Source organism: Nonomuraea marmarensis (genome assembly GCF_043197025.1).
GTDB classification, from domain to species: domain Bacteria; phylum Actinomycetota; class Actinomycetes; order Streptosporangiales; family Streptosporangiaceae; genus Nonomuraea; species Nonomuraea marmarensis.
Map to the genome: position 1 here is coordinate 97,169 of NZ_JBICRM010000025.1, position 19,315 is coordinate 116,483.

The following is a 19,315-nucleotide window of genomic DNA, read 5'->3' on the forward strand; positions in this document are numbered from 1 at the left end:
ACCCGGTAAAGGTCTTGTGGCCGGACCTTTAATCCATACATCCTACGCATCAAGGTAAGGAGGCAGGGTGCCGATCCCAGAACCTACTTCGACTGGTGCCATCGACTTCCGCGGCTGGCAGACCTGGTACCGAGTCACTGGAGACCTGCGGTCCCCCAAGACGCCGCTCGTCGTCCTGCATGGCGGCCCGGGCGCGGCGCACAACTACGCGCTGAGCATCGCCGGCATCGCGTCGAGCGGACGGGCCGTCGTCCACTACGACCAGCTCGGCATCGGCAATTCCACGCATCTGCCCGAGAAGGGCGCCGACTTCTGGACGGTCCAGCTCTTCCTCGACGAGCTGGACAACCTGCTCGGCGCGCTGGGCATCGCCGGCCGCTACCACGTCCTCGGCCAGTCCTGGGGCGGCATGCTGGCGGCCGAGCACGCGGTACGCCGACCGGCGGGGCTGCGCGGGCTGGTCATCGCGAACTCGCCGGCCTCGATGGAACTGTGGTTGTCGGAGGCGAACCGGCTGCGCTCACTGCTGCCGGCCGACGTCCAGAAGACGATGCTGACGCACGAGGCGGCCGGCACCACCGACCACCCCGACTACAAGGCCGCCGAGGCGGTCTTCAACGCGCGGCACGTCTGCAGAATCGTGCCGAACCCGCCCGAGGTCACGGCGACCTTCGACGCGATCGAGGCCGATCCCACCGTCTACCACACCATGAACGGCCCCAACGAGTTCCACGTGGTCGGCACGCTGAAAGACTGGACGATCATCGACCGGGTCGACCGCGTCGCGGTGCCCACGCTGCTGATCTCGGGTCGCCACGACGAGGCGACCGAGGCGACGGTGCGCCCGTACGCCGACCGGATACCCGATGTGCGCTGGGAGATCTTCGAGAACTCCAGCCACATGCCGCATGTCGAGGAGGAGGAGTCCTACCTCCGCCTCGTCGGCGCGTTTCTTGACGAGAACGACTGACGGGAGCCCGTCCGTGGCACGTTCCCCCTTGCGCGCCCAGGCGATCGCGGCCACGCTGGCCGCCGCCGCGCTGGCACTCAGCGCCTGTTCCGGCCCGGCGGGCCAGACGCCCACCGCCACCCAGCCCGCCACCCAGCCCGCCGCTTCGGCGGCCTTCCAGCCCGAGCACCAGGGCGGCACGCTGAAGCTGCTGGCCAAGAGCGCGGCGGGCTCGCTGGACCCGATGGTGAACTACACCCTGCAGTACTGGCAGCTGTACCAGTCGATGTACGACGGCCTCGTGGCGTTCAAGAAGGTCGGCGGGCAAGACTCGTTCACCGTCGTGCCCGACCTGGCCGAGGCGATGCCCCAGGTCACCGACGACGGCAAGACCTACGTCTTCAAGCTGCGCAAGGGCATCAAGTTCGCCACTGGCGACGAGGTCACCGTCGACGACGTCGTGGCCTCCTTCGAGCGCATCTTCAAGGTGTCCAGCCCCACGGCCGGCACCTTCTACAACGGCATCGTGGGCGGCGACGCCTGCCTCAAGAAGCCGGCGTCGTGCAAGCTCGACAAGGGCGTGATCGGCGACGCGGCGGCGGGGACGGTGACGGTCCACCTCGTCGCGCCCGACCCGGAGTTCCTGTACAAGCTGGGCGTGCCGCACGCCACCGTGCTGCCCAAGGACTCGCCGCCCAAGGACGCCGGCACCACGCCGCTGCCGACGACGGGCCCGTACATGATCGGCTCGTACGACCCCAACCGCGCCCTGAAGCTGGTGCGCAACCCGAACTTCAAGGAGTGGTCGCGGGACGCGCAGCCGCAGGTCTACCCCGACGAGATCGACTACTCCTTCGGCCTCACCGTGGAGGCCGCGGTCACCGCGGTGGAGAACGGCCAGGCCGACTGGGTCTTCGACCCCCCGCCGGCCGACCGGCTGAACGAGATGGGCACCACCTACGCGAGCCAGGCGCACGTCAGCCCGCTGACGGCCCTCTGGTACCTCACGCTCAACACCAACCTGGCGCCCTTCGACAACGTGCAGGCCCGGCAGGCCGTCAACTGGGCGGTCGACCGCGACGCCATGGTCCGGTTCTACGGCGGGCCGAACCTGGCCCAGTCGACCTGCACCTTCCTGCCGCCCGGTTTCCCCGGACACCTCGACTTCTGTGACTACACCAAGGGCGGCGGCGCCAAGTGGACCGCCCCGGACGTCGAGAAGGCCAAGCAGTTGGTGCAGCAGTCGGGCACCGCGGGCCAGGAGGTCGGCATCGTCGTGCAGGACGACGAGGTGAACAAGAGCATGGGAGAATACCTGCAGAGCGTGCTCAACGAGATCGGCTACAAGGCGGTGCTGAAGCCGCTGTCGGCTGACATCCAGTTCACCTACATACAGAACACCAAGAACAAGGTGCAGCTCGCCCTGACCTCGTGGTACCAGGACTACCCGGCGGCGTCCGACTTCCTCAACGTCCTGCTGTCGTGCGCGTCGTTCAAGGAGGGCAGCGACTCCAGCATCAACATCTCCGGCTTCTGCGACAAGGACGTGGACGCCCAGATGCAGACGGCGCTGACCACCGAGCAGACCGACCGGGCCAAGGCCGGCCGGCTCTGGGGCCAGATCGACCAGGCGATCTCGAAGCAGTCGCCGGTGGTGCCGGTGTTCAACCCGAAGTTGATCGACTTCGTGTCGAAGCGGGTCGGCAACTACCAGTTCAGCAAACAGTTCTACATGCTGGTCGGCCAGCTCTGGGTGAAGTGAGCAGCCGGTGGCCGTAGTCACGCAGCCGGGCGGAGCGCTGGTCGCCCCGCCCGGCCGGGGATCCGAAGGCCCGTGGCGGGTCGCGCTGGGCCGGCTGGTCCGCGACCGCGCGGCCGTGGCCAGCGCGGTGGTCTGCCTGGTGATCGTGGTGGGCTGCCTGCTCGCCCCGGTGTACGCCGGGAATGTCGCGCACGCCAACCCGTTCAGATCGAACGTCTCCGGCACCACCCTGGTCGGCGGCAAGACGACACCGGTGCTCATGCCGAGCAGCGCCGGCCTGGGACTCGGCGTCACGCCCATCGGCCCCACCTGGGATCCGGCCCACTACTTCCTGGGCGCCGACAACCAGGGCCGCGACGTGATGGCGAGGCTGCTGTACGGCGGCCGCAACAGCCTGCTCATCGGGCTGAGCTCGGCGGTGCTGTGCTGCCTCGTCGCCGCCGTCGTCGGGGTCCTCGCGGGATACGCCGGCGGGGCGCTCGACGCGGTGCTCTCGCGCATCCTCGACGTGCTGTGGTCGGTGCCCGTCTACCTCCTCGCGATCTGCCTGTCGGTGGTGCTGCTGACCAGCGGCCTGCACATCGGGCCGATCGACGTCGCGGCGGGCAGCCTGTGGGTGCCCATCGTCATCATCGGGGTGGTCTACATTCCTTACGTGGCCCGCCCGATACGCGGCCAGGTGATATCCCTGCGCAACCGGGAGTTCATCCAGGCGGCGATCGGCGTCGGCGCCTCCGACCTGCGCATCATGCGCCGCGACCTGCTGCCCAACGTGCTGCCGACGCTGATCGTGTTCCTGCCGCTGATGACGGCCCTGTCCATGTTGACCGAGTCGGCCCTGTCGTTCCTGTCCGTCGGCGTACAGCCGCCCGACGCGAGCTGGGGCACGATCATCAACGACGGCCTGGGGCTGCTGTACACCCGCCCGGCGGTGGCACTGGCGCCCGGCCTGCTCATCGCGCTCACCGCGGTGGTGCTGAACATCTTCGGCGACGCCACGTCCGAGGCGCTCAATCCGGGCGTCAAGCTGCGCGGTGGTGCGTAGATGCTCGCGTTCTCCCTGCGCCGCCTGGGCTCCGCCGTACTCGTGCTCTTCGCGATCAGCGCGCTGGTGTTCCTCATCTTCTTCGCCACGCCGGGCGTGGACCCGGCGGCCCGCATCGCGGGCCGCAACGCCGACCCGGCGACACTCGCCCAGGTACGCCACTCGTTCGGGCTCGACCAGCCGATTCCGATCCAGTACGTGCAGATGATGCGGCACCTGTTCGTCAGCCGCGACCTGGAGTCGTTCGTCAACCGCGGCGCGAAGGTGATCCCGCAGATCCTGCAGGCGGCCCCGGTCACCCTCTCGCTCGTGTTCGGCGCCGCCGTCATCTGGATGCTGCTCGCGGTGCTGATGGGCACCACGGCGGTCCGGCTGAGAGGCACCATCGCCGACCCGATCATCATGCTGGCCGGAGTCGTCGGCCTGTCCCTCCCGGTGTACTGGCTCGGGGAGGTGGTCAACCTCATCACGCAGAACCGGCTGCACGACGGACTCTTCGCCTGGGTACCGCCGCTGGGCTACACGCCCTTCGGCCAGGACCCGGTGCAGTGGGCGCTGCACCTGCTGTTCCCCTGGCTGACGCTGGCCGTGCTGTACGCGGGCATCTACGCCAGGCTGCTGCGCTCGGAGCTCATCACCACCCTCGACCAGGACTACGTGCGCACCGCCCGGGCCAAGGGCATCTCGGAGCGGCGGATCCTCATCCGTCACGCGCTGCGCTGCTCGCTGATCCCGATCGTCTCGCTGTTCGGCCTCGACTTCGGCGCGTTGGTCGGCGGCGCCGCGCTGCTCACCGAGGTGGTCTTCGGCCTGCCGGGAGTCGGCAAGCTGACCTATAACGCGCTGCAGAACATCGACCTGCCGATGATCATGGGCACGGTCCTCTACGCCGCGTTCTTCGTCGTCCTGGCGAACGCGGTCGTGGACATCCTGTACGCCAGGCTCGACCCGAGGGTGCGCCGTGGCTGAGCCGTTGCTGGACATTCGCGACCTGCGGGTCAGCTTCCGCACCCGCCGGGGCGTCATCACGGCCGTCGACGGGCTGTCCTTCTCGGTCGACGCCGGGCAGGTGCTCGGCATCGTCGGAGAGTCGGGCTCGGGCAAGAGCGTGTCGATGCTGAGCCTGCTCAAACTGATCAGGGACCCGAACGCGCAGGTGTCGGGCACGGCGACGTTCGCCGGCCAGGACCTGCTCGCCATGAGCGACAAGCAGCTGCGCGCGATCCGCGGCCGCGACATCGCGATGATCTTCCAGGACCCGATGACCGCGCTCACCCCCGTCTACACGATCGGCTGGCACATCGCGGAGCAGATCCGCACGCACGAGGCCGTCTCCAGGAACGAGGCGCGCGAGCGGGCGGTGCGGCTGCTGGAGGAGGTCGGCATCGCCAACGCGGCCCGGCGGGTCGACGACTATCCGCACCAGTTCTCCGGCGGCATGCGCCAGCGGGCCGTCATCGCGCTGGCCCTGGCCTGCAATCCCCGGCTGCTCATCGCCGACGAGCCGACCACGGCGCTCGACGTCACGACGCAGGCGCAGATCCTCAACCTCATGCGCCGGCTGCGCGAGACCCACGGCTCGGCCATCGTGGTCATCACCCACGACATGGGCGTCGTCTCCGAGATGTCCGACCGTGTCCTCGTCATGTACGGCGGCCGGGCCGTCGAGCACGGGACCACGACGGAAGTCCTGCGCCGCCCGCGGCACCCGTACACGTGGGGGCTGCTGGGCTCGGTGCCCCGCGTGACGGGCCCGAAGGCGCGGCGGCTGGCCGCCATTCCCGGCGCCTCCATCTCGCCGTTCGACGTCCACACCGGGTGCGCGTTCGCGCCGCGGTGCGCGTTCCGGCTGCCCGACTGCGACGAGCCTCCGCGACTGACCGGCGCCGGGGGGCATCTCGACGCCTGCTGGCTGCCGGCCGGCGACCGCGACCAACTGCGCCGAGCGAGCCGGGAGCCGCGATGACCGAGGTGCTGCTGCGGGCCACGGACGTGGTCAAGCATTTCCCGCTGCGACACGGGGGGCGGGGCGGTCCGGTCGTCCACGCCGTCGACGGGGTGTCGCTGGAGGTGACGGCGGGACAGACCCTGGGGCTGGTCGGCGAGTCCGGCTGCGGCAAGTCCACCCTCGGGCGCTGCCTGGTGCGGCTGACGGACCTCACCGCCGGAAAGGTCGAGTTCGACGGCAACGACATCACCCGGCTGTCGCGGCGCAGGCTGCGCCCGGTGCGCCGGGAGATACAGCTCGTCTTCCAGGACCCGTACGCGTCGCTCAACCCGCGCCGCCGGGCCGGCGACATCGTGGCCGAACCGCTGCACGTCCACGGTTTCGGCTCAGGCTCCGCCATCCGCCGACGCATCGAGGAGCTCTTCGACGTGGTGGGGTTGTCGTCGGCGTACGTGGACCGCTACCCGCACGAGTTCTCCGGCGGGCAGCGCCAGCGCATCGGCATCGCCCGGGCGCTCGCCATGAACCCGCGGCTCATCGTGGCCGACGAACCGGTCTCCGCGCTCGACGTCTCCATCCAGGCCCAGGTGCTCAACCTCTTCGCCGACCTTCAGGAGCGCTACGGGCTCACGTACGTCTTCATCGCGCACGACCTCGGCGTGGTGCGCCACGTCGCCGACCGGATCGCCGTGATGTACCTCGGTGAGATCGTTGAGATCGCGGACGCCGAGGCCGTGTACGCGGGGCCTGCCCACCCCTACTCGGAGGCGCTCCTCTCGGCGGTGCCCGAGATCGACGATGGCACGACGCCGAATCGGCAGCGGATCGTGCTGTCCGGCGACGTGCCCAGTCCCATCGACAAGCCGTCCGGCTGTCCCTTCCACCCGCGCTGCCCGTACGCGCGGCAGCGCTGCCGCGACGAGCGGCCGGCGCTGCGCGAGGTGGCCCCCGGACGCCACGCGTCGTGTCACTTCCCCCTCGCGAAGGAGCCGCCCGCCGCCGCCCCGGCGAACTGACGTCCGCGCCCGGCTTCGCCGAATCAAGCCGGGCTAGTGGGTTGGTGGTGTCAGTCCGTAACGCGCCACGACGTCGTCGAACCAGTCGGGGTCGCCATAGGTCAGGCCGTATCGCGTTGCGAGTTCGGCGAATTCGGGCGTCTCGCGGAGGTTCACGCCGGCTGTCGGTTCGACGGAGGTGATCAGGTCGCTGAGTTCGCGGAAGTAGTTCTCGAAGCCGCCCGGCGTGATGACCTCGATGATGCGGCCGGGCTCCGTCCCCGCGTTCCACATGGCGTGCATCTGCCCGCGTGGTTTGGTGATGTAGCCACCGGGCCCCAGGACGACCTCGTCGGCATCGGACCGAAACCCGATCTCGCCCTCGAGCACGATGGAGTGCTCGTCCTCGCGCGTGTGGCGGTGCGGCGCGGTGATCGTGCCCACGGCGAACGGATGCTCCAGAGGTGTCACACCATGCGAGCTCAAGATCACCATTAATAACAGCTGCGGTTTCGGAGACATATCCGGTCCGGACCTAATACGGTGGCCCGTTGACGATCGGCCAAGCCCGTAAGACTTCCGGAGTCTCTTCATGCGTACCGCAGCCGCAATCCTCTCCTTCGTGCTCGCCATCACCATCCTGCCCGCCCGGCCGGCCACCGCCGCGGGTATGGCCTCGCCGCTGCCGGGCGGCAAGACCACCTATGTCATCTCACAGGGTCATCTGAAGGCCGCCTCCCGGCAGAACTGGGTGCGCCTGGGCAGCTACCGCTTCGCCGCGAACGGCACGGTGACCGCCGCCCTGTACCTGTGGTGGCAGCGTCATCCCAAGGCCAGGCAGCGCACCGGCACCGTCCCCGACCCGAGCTGCACCACCAAGGCGGGCGGTGCCGCATCGCGGCCCCGCGCCTGCGAGGTGCTCACCGCTGGGGGCTTCACCGGCGCCCCCGACGAAAGCCGCACCGGGACGTACACCATGGCGGGCGACGTGCTCACCATCCGATGGAAGATCGCCCAGACGTGGACGGAGCAGTGGTACGTGCGGCCCTCGCCTGACGGCAAGCTGGCCCGCCTGGACCTCAAGCAGAGCACGCTGGCCACGCACGGGTACGGCTACGGCAGCAACGCCGCGCCCAGCACCCGCCGCGCGATGAGCTCGGTGAAGGCGTTCCCCGGCTCGCTCAGGCAGGACCTGACGAGCTGGGCGAGCGGCAAACTCGTCACCTCCGGCAATCAGCCGTTCGGCCACGCCGCCTTCCGCGCCTGCGCCGCCACCACCTCGTGCCTGACCTACCTGCAGCCGTCCTCGCGCGGCGCGTGCCAGAAGTCCGGCGGCTGCCCCAAGTACGGCGGCGGAACGCGCCCCAACATCAGCTCCATCCAGTACTACCTCACGATGATCTCCAAGTCCGACCGCCGCGACACACTGTGGCACTGGTGCACCTGCCTGGCGATGGAGCGCGGTGAGTTCTGCTACACCGGCAACTCCCACGTCAAACCGCTCATGCAGATCATCGACGACACGGGAGCCTTTCGCGGCTGGGTCGGCGCGGAGGCATCCTTCTCGACCGGCTCCCGGGCGACGGACATGCTAGCGGTGCTGCGCATCTCCGACTTCCGCTGACCGGTGCGACGATCAAGCTATTCCGGCTCCTGAGCCGGCCCACCCGGGATCCACGAGTCAGTAGCGTTCGCTGAGGTTGAGGTTGATCTCGGTCAGGACGGTGGTCGCCTTGCCGTACCTGAGCAGGTTCGCGAGGTTGTCGGGCAGCAGGAGGGTCGCCTGCGCGTGGCGGGCGGCCCCGCCCACGGACCGTAGCTCCAGCGCGGCGGCGGCCAGCGAGAAGATCCGGGTAGCCGCGTTGATCCGCCGGTCGGCGAGGTTGAGGTAGCTGGTCAGGAGCTGGGCGCGTAGCAGGTCGGACTGGTTGATCGACAAGGCGTAGACCGCGTTCACCTCCGCCCGGGTGAGCGCGCCGTCCGGGGCCGAGCCGTCGGCTCCGTCGAAGCGGGCGTCGGTGGCCTGGACGCGGCCCAGCAGTTCGGCGCTCTGCCGCTGCGGCTGCAGTTGCCAGGACAGTTGCGGCCATGGGTTCCTGGTAGGCGTGACCTCGGTGATGCGGGTTGAGGTCGTCGCGGTCGCCGGCTCGTAGATGCAGCCGTTCGTGTTCTCGTACGCGACCGAGGCGGAGCCGGACAGCTCGTTCCCCGCGACGAACAGCAGGCTCGGCCGGGCGGTGAACCGGACGCTGGAGCTCGCGCCACCGTCGAGCGAGCCGAGCGACCAGGCGAGCGTGGTCGTGCCGTCGGGGTTGGTGGTCACGGTCGCGGGTTTCGGCCCGGTGCCCTGGTCGAGTGCCCGGCTGTAGAAGACCTCGGGCGGGAGGGTGTCGGTGAGGGTCACGCGAGTCGCCGTGCCGCTGCCCGCATTGGCGACCTTCAGCTCGATCGTCATCGCCTCGCCGGCGTTGACGGTCTGCGGCGCGGTCTTGGCCAGGGTGAGCTTCGGGGCGTGCACGGTGGTCGCGGCCGTCGCGGTGTTGTCGGCCGTGTTCGCCTCGGGTCCGCCCCCGGTGTCCTTGGCGGTCGCCGTGGCCGTGTTGGTCAGGACGCCCCCGTTGGTGGTGTCGCAGGGAATCAGATAGCCGAACGTCTCGGTTTTCGACAGACCCGCACCGAGATGGGGCACCGAGCGGGTCTGGGCCGGGCCGCTGGGCGGGGTGTCGGTCAGGCCGATCGCCGTCGCGGCGCCGGTGCCGACGTTGTCCAGCTTCACCTGGTACGTGAGCGTGTCGCCGGGATCGGCGTCGGGATGGTCGACGGTCTTCGTGGTGGCGATGTCGGGATCGTATTGGTTGAAGAACGCCGTCTCCTGCCGGAGCACTGTGGCGAAGTCGAGTTCGTCCGCCGGGCCGCCACCGGCCCCGGTGCAGGTCGGCGCACTCGCGGGGTAGCTGCTGCAGGCTCGCCCCCTGTTGTCCGGTGAGTGGATGGCCCGGAACCTGACGGCCGCCCAGTCGTCGTGATCCGTGAGGGTGTTGTTGCCGTCGCCGCCGAGACCGTTGATGTCCACGCTCACCGGGTTCGGGTCGATGATCGGGGCGCCGGTGCCAGGGGTGGCGTCGTCGTCCCAGTTGAGCGGCCCGTTGCCGGGCCCCGCTCGCAACGGCCTGACGGTGCTGGCCGGGTGGGCGAGGTTGTCGGTCTTCCAGAAGGTGTAGTCCGTGCCGTCGCCTATCCCCTTGCTCTCGTCGAGTGAGCTCTTGACCAGCAGGGGAAGTTTTCCGCTGGAATAGCCGATGCGGGTCGCGCCGATCTTCCAGGTCCCCATGTCGTCCACGAGCAGGGGCGGCGGGCTGTTGGGGATGCCCGTCTGGAAGAAGAAGTTCATGACGCTGAGGTAGTTGGGCTTGTAGTTGTCGACGCTGTTGTCGCCGCCGTGCGCCAGCCCGAGCGCGTGCCCGAGTTCGTGCATGAGCGTGCCGGCCTGGTCCTGCACGGTGCCGACCTCGGCGTCGGCGTCGCCCGTTCCGGGGGTGAGCACCTGCAGGTCGGTGACGTTCGTGCTGGTCGTGTTGCAGATGCGGTCGCGGCCCACCTGGATCGCGGTGTTGACCACCCTGTCGTCGCCCGCGGGCTGCGTCTGGAGTACGCCGTCGCCGGCGTAGTCGGGGCCGAAGTCCGCCACGCAGACGGTCCGCCACGAGCCGAGAGTGACGAGGAAGTCCTTGTTGTTGTCCCTGTCGAATTCGCAGCACTCGCCCGACGTTCCCGGGCTGGGCTCGCTGGTGATCGTGTCGCCCTTCTTACGCGTGACGATGAGGTCGTGCCCGAAGATCGCGTAGTGCGCGTAAGGGAACAGCTCTCTGGGCAGATGGGCGGTGCGCGCGTCGGTGAAGTCGTCGTTGTTGACCAACCCGATGGCCGGCTGTTCGTTGAGTCGCACGCCCGGGATGTGGATGAAGTCGACGCCGTCGGGATGTGCTCCCGCGTACGGGCACGGATTCGCCGCTGCGACCGGCGCGTTCTTGAAGGCGTTCCTGACCAGGTCGATGGCGGCGTCCTTGGGCCGGTGGGAGTGCCTGTCGTCGGTCATGAAGTCGATCTGCAGGATGATCGTCTTACGGCACGGGTCGGCGCCCAGCGCCGGCAGGTCGGCGATGACCCCGCCGTTGCGGTCGCGTATCCCTGAACGCTCGACGATGTCCGGGATGCCGTCCTGGTCGGTGTCGGGAAGATAGGTGGAGACGGTGATGCCGAGCCTGGCCCTTCTACCGTCGTTGTCCTTGGGAAAGCCGTGATCCCCGTTGCCCTCGACGCAGGTCTGGCCCTTGAAGTCGCCGTTGGAATGGATACAGGGCGTGCCGTGGACGATGCCGTCCCCCGACAGGGAGCGGGAGCGGACGTCGTAGACGAGGTCGAGCTCGACGTCCTGGGGCCGGGGGCTGATGTCCATCCGGTCGTCGTTGGTGCGCAGGCCGTTGTCCCAGTCCCACAGGCTGACGGTGATGTTCACGGTCGGCTGGTCGCCGGGCAGGTCCGTCTTCATGAAGATCCAGCCGCCGGGCGACTCGGGCAGGCCGAAGGGCTCGAACTCGTCGTCCTCGATCCGCGGGCCCTCCTCGAGCGGCCCGTCGCCGATCCTGACCTTCGGGTAGTAGTCCCCGTCTCCCCCGTCTCCGAAGAGGCCGTCGTCGGGGTTCTCGAGCTGGCGGACGTAGTCGATGCTGAGTGTCAGCCCGATGCTCGGGGCCGCGGCCGCCGCCGGCGTGGCCAGGGCCGGGATCAACACAACGATCAGCACGCCGATCGCGGCCGGCGCCAGCCGTCGGCTCCAGGTTCTCGCTCGATGTTCAACGCCCACGGTCGTCTCCTCCTGGGGTTCGCCCTCCGGAGGATCGTCCGCCGCATTTTCCGCTCACGCGTGAGTAGGCCCCTACTCAAGATCCGGGACCGCTCGGGCCACCGGGTTGCGGGGTGACACCGCCGCCGGGCGTGTCACCTCGACAGGCGAACCCGGCGCCCACTAGAAGTGGATCGAGGCGAGGTCCCCCGGGGGAGGAATTGCCATGAGAGCTCCGAACGCGGCGACGTCCATCACGCACACCAACGTGCGCCTGCTGATTCCCATGCCCGGCTCGTTCGACGAGGCGATGAGCAACTACGAGACGCTCTTGCCCGCCCTGGACTCCGACCGCGTGGGAGACCTCGTCCGGCGGCGGGCGCCGTGGGACGAGGTGGTCGAGCAGTTCCGCGAGAACGCGCCGCACGGCTTCGTGATCTTCTGGCGCTTCGAGATCACGCCTCTCATGAGCCTGGCCGGTGACGAGTGGCCGTGCGTCATGTACCTCATGGGCAACCACACGGTCGCGCAGCGGATGTTCCACCACGACCCCGCGGTCATGCTGAGCGCCCCGCTGCGCACGGTGCTCTGCGCCGACGCGTCCGGCGTCGTGACGTTGCATGTCGACCAGCCCAGCAGCCGCTTCGGCAGCTACGGCAACCCCGAGATCGCCGCCGTGGGACGCGAACTCGACGGCATGCTGGCCGACCTGCTGGATGCGCTCGGCGCCCCGGTGCCGAGCGAACTTCGGGCTCAACCCTGACGATGCCGGGCGAACAGCTCGGGATTGTCCGCGACGAACTCCTCGACGCCGGACGGCGGCCTGCCGATGATCTCCCGGACGTCGTCCGTCAGGGCATGTCCTCATGTTCGCCTCTGGCGGCGTTGATCAGCCAACTCGGCCAGAGACGAGGACGCGCCGAGCGGCCCCCGGGCCGGTCGTGAAGAGTCCGCTCGTCGAACGCCGCGGTGAACTTCGCGTCCCGGTCGCGGATGAGGAACCGGAGGCCTTCGGCCCGGTCCCCCAACTCGATCATCAATAGGTTCCGGGCCTGCCGAGTCAGGTCCACCAGCCTCCGACGACCTCGACGCCCTCACTCTCGAGGGCGTTGTGCCACACCGGGTCACGCAGCAGCCGAGCCTCCCAGGTCCGCACGATGCCGTCCGGTCCCGTGACCGCGTCCTCCCGGGACGGGTGCAGGAACAACTCGCTCGTCCCCTCGGGCAGGGCTGCGAGCCGGCGGAGGTAATCGTCCCGCAGTCGCTCGTAAGCGCCGAGCTCGTGTGCGCCGCGCCGGTTGGTCGCGATCGTCTGCGGGAGGGACACGCCGAGTGCCTCGGCGAGGGCGACGGCGCGCTCGTGCGCTGCCGCGAGCTGCGGCGGGAGCGACCCCCCGAAGTACGGCTCCGGGTCACGGGGCAACCGGAAGGCAAGGCCATGGCGCGCACACCACTCAAGCGCCTCGGCCAGCCACGATCTGCCGTGCAGGCCGTAGAGGGTGCCGGCGTGGGAGTCGGCCGCCTCGGGCATGGGGCCCCGGCCGCGCATCCAGTGCAGCTGCGCGTCCGCCTCCCGTATGACATCCTGGGCCTCGCCGCGGGCTCCGAGAGCCAACGGATCATCGCTGAGCGTCCCGTCCGGATCGACGAGGCTCGCCGCGCCGTTGAGCGGCCGCCAGCGCGGAAGCCCGCGCTCGCTCGTGAGCGTCACATGCAGCCGCGGCACGACGCCGAGCTCCCAAACCTGGTTCGCCGCTTGCTCCGCGGCCGGCGAGACGCAGATGAGCGTCGTCGCAGTGACATGTCCCTCGGCAAGCAGTGCGACGATGACCTCCGTCGTCCCGGGTTCCCGGCCGAGATCGTCGGCCGTGATCACGACGCGACGGGTCATCGGGGGCGCTCCACGGCGGACTCGTCCACGGGACCGGCGAGCGGCGGCTCGACCGGCTCAGCCGCCTCAGGCGGCGTCTCGATCGGGACCGAGATGAGTCGCGCCGCGACCGCGCCGATCGTCGTCAGCACGAACGGGTACACGCATAAGTACACCCGGAACGCGAGCCCGGGGTCTGCGCCGGGGTCGTCGCCCGAGTTGTAGCCGAAGAACACGCCCAGCGATGTGAGCGCGAGTCCGGTCACGATCCCGTTGAGCCGGCCGAAGAATCCGAACGCGGACAGGAAAAGCCCTTCGCGGTGCTCCCCGTTGCGCGCTGCGTCGGCGTCCAGCACACGCGCGACGATGAGGTCGTTCGTCGCGAGCATTCCCGACCACCCGGCCCCGACGAGCACCCCCGCGGCGATCCCGGTAACCAGGTCGGTGGCGAAGAACAAGCCGGCGAAGCTGGCCGCGAGGACCGCGAAGGCAAGCCGCCAGGTCCACAGAGCGCCGCGGCGTGCGACGACACGCGTCCACACCACCAGGCCGCCTGCCGAGACGAGGATGACGATGCCCTGAAGGTAGAGCGCGTTCCCGACCGGGAGCCCGAGCGAGTAGCGGACGTACAGCTGGATGCCCGAGAGTACGAGCGCCATGGCTATCCCGTAACAGGCGCCGGTGAGCCCGACCGTCCAGAACGTCGGGTTGCGCACGATCGACCATACGCTAGGCAGCAGCAGCGGCCGCTCGCGCGTGGAGTAGCGGGGACTCTCGCGCGCGCCGAGCGCCATGAACGCGATCACGACGAGCGCGACCGCGCCATAGATGATCGCGGTGATCTGGAAGCCTTGGGTGGATTCCTCGGTGCCGAACACACCCGTCGTGAGCAACGGGGTGACCGCGAGCGAGATCACGAGCGCCACGAGCTGGAAGCCCTGGCGCAGACCGTTGGCCACGGCGCGGTCGCGCTCCTGCGGGTACAGCTCGGGGAGCAACGCGCCGTAGTTGGCGTTGAGCATCGAGTCGAAGGCCTCGCAGAGGATCGCGAACACCGCGAACCAGAGCACGAGGCCGATGCCCTGCAGAGAGGTCGGCGCGGAGAAGAACGCGATCATGCAGGCCGCGAGCATCGGCGCGCCGACGAGCAGCCACGGGCGGCGCCGGCCGAACCGGCTTCGGGTGCGGTCGGAGAGGTGGCCGAGCAGCGGGTTGTCGAGCGCGTCGATGACCGCGTAGATCACCATGACCACGCCGTAAGCGCGAACGTCGAGCCCAAGAATGTCGACGTAGAAGAGGATCATCGACCCCTTGATCATGTTGATCGGGATCGAGGTGCCGAACATCCCGATGGCGTAGCGCCACGCGGGAGTCCGCCCCAGGGCGGAGGCCGTGCCGGGCTGGGACAAGCGATCACCTTCCTTGCCGATGCCGACGCTGTGCGCGGCGTTACCTTCGCACTCGAAGGAGAACAGCGGGTGAAGCGGAGTCGTGCCGCGCCGGACGTCGACTGCCGGTCCGGTCCCAGTGATGCTGGTCTGCGATCCCGGGCACGTCAAGAACATGCTCGTCCGCACTCATAATCCGTGGGTCGTGGGTTCAAGTCCCACCCGCCCTACCACGCCGACCTGCGGTCTCCCCGAACCTGTGGTCGCGTCATACGTCCATCGCGGTGTTCAGCGGCCTGGGCGCCGTGTTCTTCAAGGTGGAGTAGTTCTTAAACCGGCGCTCCTCCGCCTCAAGCGCACCCGGCGTCACGGCGAAACCCGACAGTTCGTACTTGGCGGATGCAGGGCAGGGGGTTGTATGCTGATCAAGATGATTACTTCCTCCAGCAGATTGGGGGTTCCGTTCGCACAAGGTGAGTGCTGATGCACTACTCGACTGCGAACGAGGATTCCCGTCTTTCCTTCTGGCTGCGCGTGCGCAAGTTCGCCGTGCCGCCGTCCATGATCGATTCTGCGACCGCCTGCCGTGTCACCGGGGACTGGGCGGGAGCATGTGCTGCGGCGCACGTGGACGTCGATCTCAATCTGCGCTCTGCGGCTCGCGCCCATGGCGGAGAGCTCGCGGCCCGCGTCCGGGCCGATCTCCGGCATCTGGCTCCTGACCTGCTGCGCTGGCACATCCCCAGGGTCGCGCCCGATGGGCTGATGCGTCCGGGCTTGACTGTCTCGCTGGCCCGGTACCACGGGGACGGCGGCACGGTGCACCTCGTGGCCCGGACTCCGCCGGCTTGGGCGGATGCCGGTCAGCGGATCAGCCTGGCTCTGTGGGACGGGACCCGGTCCGGAATCGGGTCGCATCCGCATCCCCGTCCTCATCGGCGTTTCCGCCTCGATCTGCACCGCCACCTGTGGGATGTGCGGAGGGTCGGTGAGCTGCGGGTTCGCTCTGGGGCGGACCTGACTCCCGATGACCGCCGTTCCGCTGCGGGCCTGGGGCACGACTGTGCCGTGGACCGGTGGGCGGACGAGGCGTGGATGCTGCTCCGCGAGGAAGGGCGGGCCGGTGGTGCGGTCGCCGTGCGGCTCGGGGGGCGGCGTCAGCTGGTGCTGGACCTGGCGGCGGACGGGGCTGCCTCCGGACGCCCGGCGGTGCGGATCACGACGGCCTCCGCGAGGGGTGGCGGGTCCGCGCTTCCGGTGCTGCCTGACGCAGCGACGTGGGTGCTGCCCGACCTGGCGTTGCTCCGGGCTGGGCTGATCGAGGCCGACCGGCTGCATCCCCTCGTGGTGCCGGCGCTCGGGCCGGGCCATCCGCCGGTCAGCGCGGCACCAGCGGGCCATCCGCCGGTAGGCGCGGTACGGAGTCCTGGCAGCGGAGACGGTACGCGCTTGGTCGAGTGTCGTGGCGCGCAGCACCGGATCGGTTTCGTGGACGGGGTGCTCGTACCGCTGGATCACGATCCGGCCGAGATCCGCCGCGAGGAGTTGCTGGCCGCGCTGACCGGCGCCCCATTGCCCTGCCTGCAGGCGATCGGCGAGGCGCACCGCGACCCGGGGTGTCTCGACGATGTACGCGCACGCCTGGACCACGGCGACGCCGCCGGTGCACTGGCCGCCGTCGAAGGTCTGCTCGGACCCGGTGCGGCGCTGCCCAGTGGCGCGCTACGCGACGAGTTGGAAACGGCGGCACGACGGCGGATCGCCCATGGGCTGTTCCGGGCCGAGCTGTCCGAGGTCGGACGGGGCCCGGCTGCCCGGCCCGGCCCCCGTACCCGCGGGAACCGTGCCCACCCGCGCCACGCGAAGTCCCGCTGACCTGCGGGTCTCATCTTCTCCTCGCGGTGTCTCACCGCGTTCCTGGCCTGGCCCTGCCCGGCTCAATTACCAGACCTCAAAGGTGATCTCATGCCCGCATCTGTCCTGCCCGCCTCTTCGTCCGCTGCCAGCGGCGCGTTCTCCGGTCCGGCGCATGCCTCCCAACTGGACGTCGCGGCCGATCTGCTCGCCCTGCTCCACGACACGGCCACGGAGCCGCGCGTGGACCCCCAGCTGGAGGCGCTGACCCTGGCCGTGGCGGCTGACCTGCCGGTACTGCTGTGGGGAGAGCCGGGGATCGGCAAGACCGCAGCTCTGCAGCAGCTCGCCGTAACCCTTGACCTGCCGCTGACCACGGTGATCGCCAGCGTGCATGAGCCGTCCGACTTCTCCGGCCTGCCCGTGGTCGGTGACGACCCCGCAACGCAGGGCGTCCCGATGGCCCCGCCAGACTGGGCCGTACGCCTGGTCCGGGCGGGCCGCGGGTTGCTCTTCCTGGACGAGCTGTCCACGGCGCCGCCGGCCGTCCAGGCCGCTCTGCTCCGGCTCGTGCTGGAGCGGCGGGTCGGCGCGTTGCGGCTACCCGCCGGGGTCCGGATCGTGGCGGCCGCCAATCCACGGTCCTCCGCAGCCGACGGCTGGGAGCTGAGTCCGCCCCTGGCCAACCGGTTCGTTCATCTGCAGTGGGTTCATGACCACGAGGTCGTGGTGCGCGGCCTTGGTGGGACCTGGCCGCGGGCGTCGCTGCCACGGCTCGACCCGGATCGGTTGGCGGAGTCCGTGACGTTCGCGCGGCGTGTGGTGTGCCGACTCCTCGCTGCCCGTCCCGCCCTCGTGCATCAGCTGCCGAGCAACGGAGCCCGCCGAGGCGGTCCATGGCCCTCACCCCGCAGCTGGGAGATGGCGCTGTGCCTGACCGCCTTCGCCACCGCGGCGGGCACGTCCCGGGATGTGCTGTCCATGCTGGTACGGGGCACGGTAGGCGACGGTCCTGGGCTGGAACTGCTGGCCTTCCTCGATCGGATGGACCTTCCGGACCCTGAGGTGCTGCTGGCCGACCCGGCGGCGGCCGACCTGCCCGAGCGGGGCGACCTGCGCCAAGCCGTGCTCGACGGCGTGGTGGAGGCGGTCCGGCAGCGGCCGGAGAAGTCCCGGTGGGACGCGGCGTGGACGCTGCTGGTCCGGGCGTTGCAGGACGGAGCCCCGGACCTGGTGGTCGTGCCCGCGACCACGCTCGCCGCGCTGCGCCGCGCGGATTGGGACGTACCGGCGTCGATCGAGAAGCTCGCCGGGGTGGTGTCCTTGAGCAGGCGGGCGGACGAGGCCGCGGCGCGGGTCGCCGCCGTCGCGGGGTCGAGCCGATGACGCCCGGTGCAGCGGGGGCATCGGCTCTCGACAAACTCTTCGCCGCCCGGCTGCACGCCGCGCGGGCGCGGCCGTACCTGGCGACGGCGCTGTTCGCGCTGCACACGGTGGAGTCACGGCTGGTGCCGACGATGGCCGTGGACCGGCACTGGCGGTGCTACGTCTCGCCGGCGTTCGTCGCCCGTACTTCCGTGGAGGAACTGGCGGGGGTGTGGGTGCATGAGGTCTCCCACCTGCTGCGCGACCATCACGGGCGGGGCGACCGGGTCGCGTTGGAGCGAGGGCTGACCGGACCTGGGGAGCGGCTGCGGATGAACATCGCGGCGGACTGCGAGATCAACGACGACGTGTTCGGGGACGGGTTGATCCGGCCCGAAGGCGCCGTCGAACCGGGGCTTCTCGGGCTGCCCGAGGGGGAGCTCATGGAGGACTACCTGCGTCAGTTCCGGCTCGGGCCGTACACGCAGGGGCTGGTCTGGCTGGACTGTGGCAGCGGCGCCGACGGGCTGGAGCGGGAGTGGGACCTCGGACCGGACGGTGCGAACGGCCTCAGCGAACAGGAACAAGACGCGGTTCGGTTCCGGGTGGCCCAAGGCATCACCGCCCGCCCCGGGGACGTTCCGAAGGGATGGCGGCGGTGGGCGGAGGAGGCGTTTCACCCGCCGCAGCCGTGGCGGGAACTCCTCGGCGCGGCGGTTCGCTCGGCGGCCTCCGGCCCGGGCGTGGGTGAGGACTACACGTACGGCCGGCCGTCGCGGCGGTCCGCCGGCCTGCCCGGGGTCATCCTGCCGAGCCTGCGGCGCAGGCCACCTCGGGTATCCGTGGTGATCGACACGTCGGGGTCGGTCAGTGACGCTGAACTGGGCAGCGCGCTTCTCGAGGTCACCGCGATCGTCCGGGCCGTGGGCGGTCGCCGCGACCTGGTCAGCGTGCTGTCGTGCGACGCGGCGGCCCGGGTGGTGGGCCCGCTGTGCCGTGCCGAGGGGATCGCGTTGGTGGGCGGTGGCGGCACGGATCTGCGCACGGGCTTCACCAAGGCGCTGCGGGCAAGGCCGCGGCCGGACGTCGTGGTGATCCTCACCGACGGGCAGACACCCTGGCCGGCCGCGCGGCCACCGTGCCGGACCGTGGTGGGGCTGTTCGCCCGGGAGCGGGCGGTGCGATCGTGGGACGAGGACGATCCCGAGTACGTGCCGGCCGCGCCGCCCGACTGGGCCCAGGTGGTCGTCATCGGCTGACAACACCCTGGTGCGCGAGTTGTCCGCACTTTCCTCG

General features: G+C 69.9%; 16 protein-coding genes. 11 read left to right on the forward strand and 5 right to left on the reverse strand.

Going from position 1 to position 19,315, the window contains the following annotated elements:
• The first annotated feature begins 67 nt into the window (after window positions 1-67).
• The 6 genes from ACFLIM_RS33300 to ACFLIM_RS33325 are packed head-to-tail and all read left to right on the forward strand — an operon-like array spanning window position 68 to window position 6,720.
• Window positions 68-970, forward strand: coding sequence for a proline iminopeptidase-family hydrolase (locus ACFLIM_RS33300; protein WP_393172304.1), 903 nt, complete (start codon window positions 68-70; stop codon window positions 968-970).
• 13 nt (window positions 971-983) lie between these two features.
• Window positions 984-2,711 carry an ABC transporter substrate-binding protein gene (locus tag ACFLIM_RS33305; RefSeq protein WP_393172306.1) on the forward strand — a complete coding sequence of 576 codons (1,728 nt, stop codon included), beginning with the start codon at window positions 984-986 and terminating at the stop codon, window positions 2,709-2,711.
• A gap of 7 nt (window positions 2,712-2,718) precedes the next feature.
• Window positions 2,719-3,756 carry an ABC transporter permease gene (locus ACFLIM_RS33310; RefSeq protein WP_393172308.1) on the forward strand — a complete coding sequence of 346 codons (1,038 nt, stop codon included), beginning with the start codon at window positions 2,719-2,721 and terminating at the stop codon, window positions 3,754-3,756.
• Complete coding sequence (locus tag ACFLIM_RS33315) at window positions 3,757-4,725, forward strand: ABC transporter permease (protein ID WP_393172310.1); 969 nt, start codon at window positions 3,757-3,759, stop codon at window positions 4,723-4,725.
• The gene (locus ACFLIM_RS33320; protein WP_393172312.1) at window positions 4,718-5,722 is read left to right on the forward strand and encodes an ABC transporter ATP-binding protein; all 1,005 of its coding nucleotides are present in this window, start codon (window positions 4,718-4,720) and stop codon (window positions 5,720-5,722) included. The genes ACFLIM_RS33315 and ACFLIM_RS33320 overlap by 8 nt, the downstream gene beginning before the upstream one ends.
• Window positions 5,719-6,720 carry an ABC transporter ATP-binding protein gene (locus ACFLIM_RS33325; protein WP_393172314.1) on the forward strand — a complete coding sequence of 334 codons (1,002 nt, stop codon included), beginning with the start codon at window positions 5,719-5,721 and terminating at the stop codon, window positions 6,718-6,720. Before ACFLIM_RS33320 ends, ACFLIM_RS33325 begins: the two co-directional genes overlap by 4 nt.
• A gap of 33 nt (window positions 6,721-6,753) precedes the next feature.
• Here ACFLIM_RS33325 and ACFLIM_RS33330 read toward each other — a convergent pair whose 3' ends face one another.
• Window positions 6,754-7,143: a cupin domain-containing protein gene (locus ACFLIM_RS33330; RefSeq protein ID WP_393172316.1), complete on the reverse strand. Its 390-nt coding sequence runs from the start codon at window positions 7,141-7,143 to the stop codon at window positions 6,754-6,756.
• 148 nt (window positions 7,144-7,291) lie between these two features.
• Between ACFLIM_RS33330 and ACFLIM_RS33335 the strand changes: the two genes are divergently transcribed.
• The gene (locus ACFLIM_RS33335) at window positions 7,292-8,323 is read left to right on the forward strand and encodes a hypothetical protein (protein WP_393172318.1); all 1,032 of its coding nucleotides are present in this window, start codon (window positions 7,292-7,294) and stop codon (window positions 8,321-8,323) included.
• A 57-nt stretch (window positions 8,324-8,380) separates the two neighbouring features.
• Here the strand turns inward: ACFLIM_RS33335 and ACFLIM_RS33340 are convergent, their stop codons facing one another.
• Window positions 8,381-11,563 (reverse strand): hypothetical protein, encoded by a 3,183-nt coding sequence (locus ACFLIM_RS33340; RefSeq protein ID WP_393172319.1) that lies wholly within the window; start codon window positions 11,561-11,563, stop codon window positions 8,381-8,383.
• A gap of 205 nt (window positions 11,564-11,768) precedes the next feature.
• Here ACFLIM_RS33340 and ACFLIM_RS33345 point away from each other — a divergent pair, with 205 nt between their 5' ends.
• The gene (locus ACFLIM_RS33345; RefSeq protein ID WP_393172321.1) at window positions 11,769-12,305 is read left to right on the forward strand and encodes a DUF302 domain-containing protein; all 537 of its coding nucleotides are present in this window, start codon (window positions 11,769-11,771) and stop codon (window positions 12,303-12,305) included.
• An 88-nt stretch (window positions 12,306-12,393) separates the two neighbouring features.
• On the opposite strand, the gene ACFLIM_RS33350 is transcribed toward ACFLIM_RS33345, so the two are convergent.
• Genes ACFLIM_RS33350 through ACFLIM_RS33360 form a run of 3 tightly spaced genes read right to left on the reverse strand, consistent with a single transcriptional unit; the run spans window position 12,394 to window position 14,821 of the window.
• A complete protein-coding gene (locus ACFLIM_RS33350) occupies window positions 12,394-12,579 on the reverse strand; it encodes a hypothetical protein (protein WP_393172322.1) in 186 nt (61 codons plus the stop codon).
• A 23-nt stretch (window positions 12,580-12,602) separates the two neighbouring features.
• The gene (locus ACFLIM_RS33355; protein WP_393172324.1) at window positions 12,603-13,433 is read right to left on the reverse strand and encodes a carbohydrate deacetylase; all 831 of its coding nucleotides are present in this window, start codon (window positions 13,431-13,433) and stop codon (window positions 12,603-12,605) included.
• Window positions 13,430-14,821 carry an MFS transporter gene (locus ACFLIM_RS33360; RefSeq protein WP_393172326.1) on the reverse strand — a complete coding sequence of 464 codons (1,392 nt, stop codon included), beginning with the start codon at window positions 14,819-14,821 and terminating at the stop codon, window positions 13,430-13,432. Before ACFLIM_RS33360 ends, ACFLIM_RS33355 begins: the two co-directional genes overlap by 4 nt.
• A gap of 462 nt (window positions 14,822-15,283) precedes the next feature.
• On the opposite strand from ACFLIM_RS33360, the gene ACFLIM_RS33365 reads away from it, so the two are divergent.
• From ACFLIM_RS33365 to ACFLIM_RS33375, 3 genes are all read left to right on the forward strand, one after another.
• Window positions 15,284-16,675: a hypothetical protein gene (locus ACFLIM_RS33365; protein ID WP_393172328.1), complete on the forward strand. Its 1,392-nt coding sequence runs from the start codon at window positions 15,284-15,286 to the stop codon at window positions 16,673-16,675.
• Window positions 16,676-16,765: 90 nt separating this feature from the next.
• Window positions 16,766-18,040 (forward strand): AAA family ATPase, encoded by a 1,275-nt coding sequence (locus ACFLIM_RS33370; protein ID WP_393172330.1) that lies wholly within the window; start codon window positions 16,766-16,768, stop codon window positions 18,038-18,040.
• Window positions 18,037-19,278: a vWA domain-containing protein gene (locus tag ACFLIM_RS33375; RefSeq protein WP_393172332.1), complete on the forward strand. Its 1,242-nt coding sequence runs from the start codon at window positions 18,037-18,039 to the stop codon at window positions 19,276-19,278. The genes ACFLIM_RS33370 and ACFLIM_RS33375 overlap by 4 nt, the downstream gene beginning before the upstream one ends.
• Window positions 19,279-19,315: the final 37 nt, after the last annotated feature.

Coding starts and splice junctions, on each gene's coding strand:
- ACFLIM_RS33315 (WP_393172310.1), top strand. CDS start 3,757: ATGCTCGCGTTCTCCCTGCGCCGCCTGGGCTCCGCCGTACTCGTGCTC.
- ACFLIM_RS33325 (WP_393172314.1), top strand. CDS start 5,719: ATGACCGAGGTGCTGCTGCGGGCCACGGACGTGGTCAAGCATTTCCCG.
- ACFLIM_RS33335 (WP_393172318.1), top strand. CDS start 7,292: ATGCGTACCGCAGCCGCAATCCTCTCCTTCGTGCTCGCCATCACCATC.
- ACFLIM_RS33345 (WP_393172321.1), top strand. CDS start 11,769: ATGAGAGCTCCGAACGCGGCGACGTCCATCACGCACACCAACGTGCGC.
- ACFLIM_RS33350 (WP_393172322.1), bottom strand. CDS start 12,579: ATGATCGAGTTGGGGGACCGGGCCGAAGGCCTCCGGTTCCTCATCCGC.
- ACFLIM_RS33355 (WP_393172324.1), bottom strand. CDS start 13,433: ATGACCCGTCGCGTCGTGATCACGGCCGACGATCTCGGCCGGGAACCC.
- ACFLIM_RS33365 (WP_393172328.1), top strand. CDS start 15,284: ATGCACTACTCGACTGCGAACGAGGATTCCCGTCTTTCCTTCTGGCTG.
- ACFLIM_RS33370 (WP_393172330.1), top strand. CDS start 16,766: ATGCCCGCATCTGTCCTGCCCGCCTCTTCGTCCGCTGCCAGCGGCGCG.
- ACFLIM_RS33375 (WP_393172332.1), top strand. CDS start 18,037: ATGACGCCCGGTGCAGCGGGGGCATCGGCTCTCGACAAACTCTTCGCC.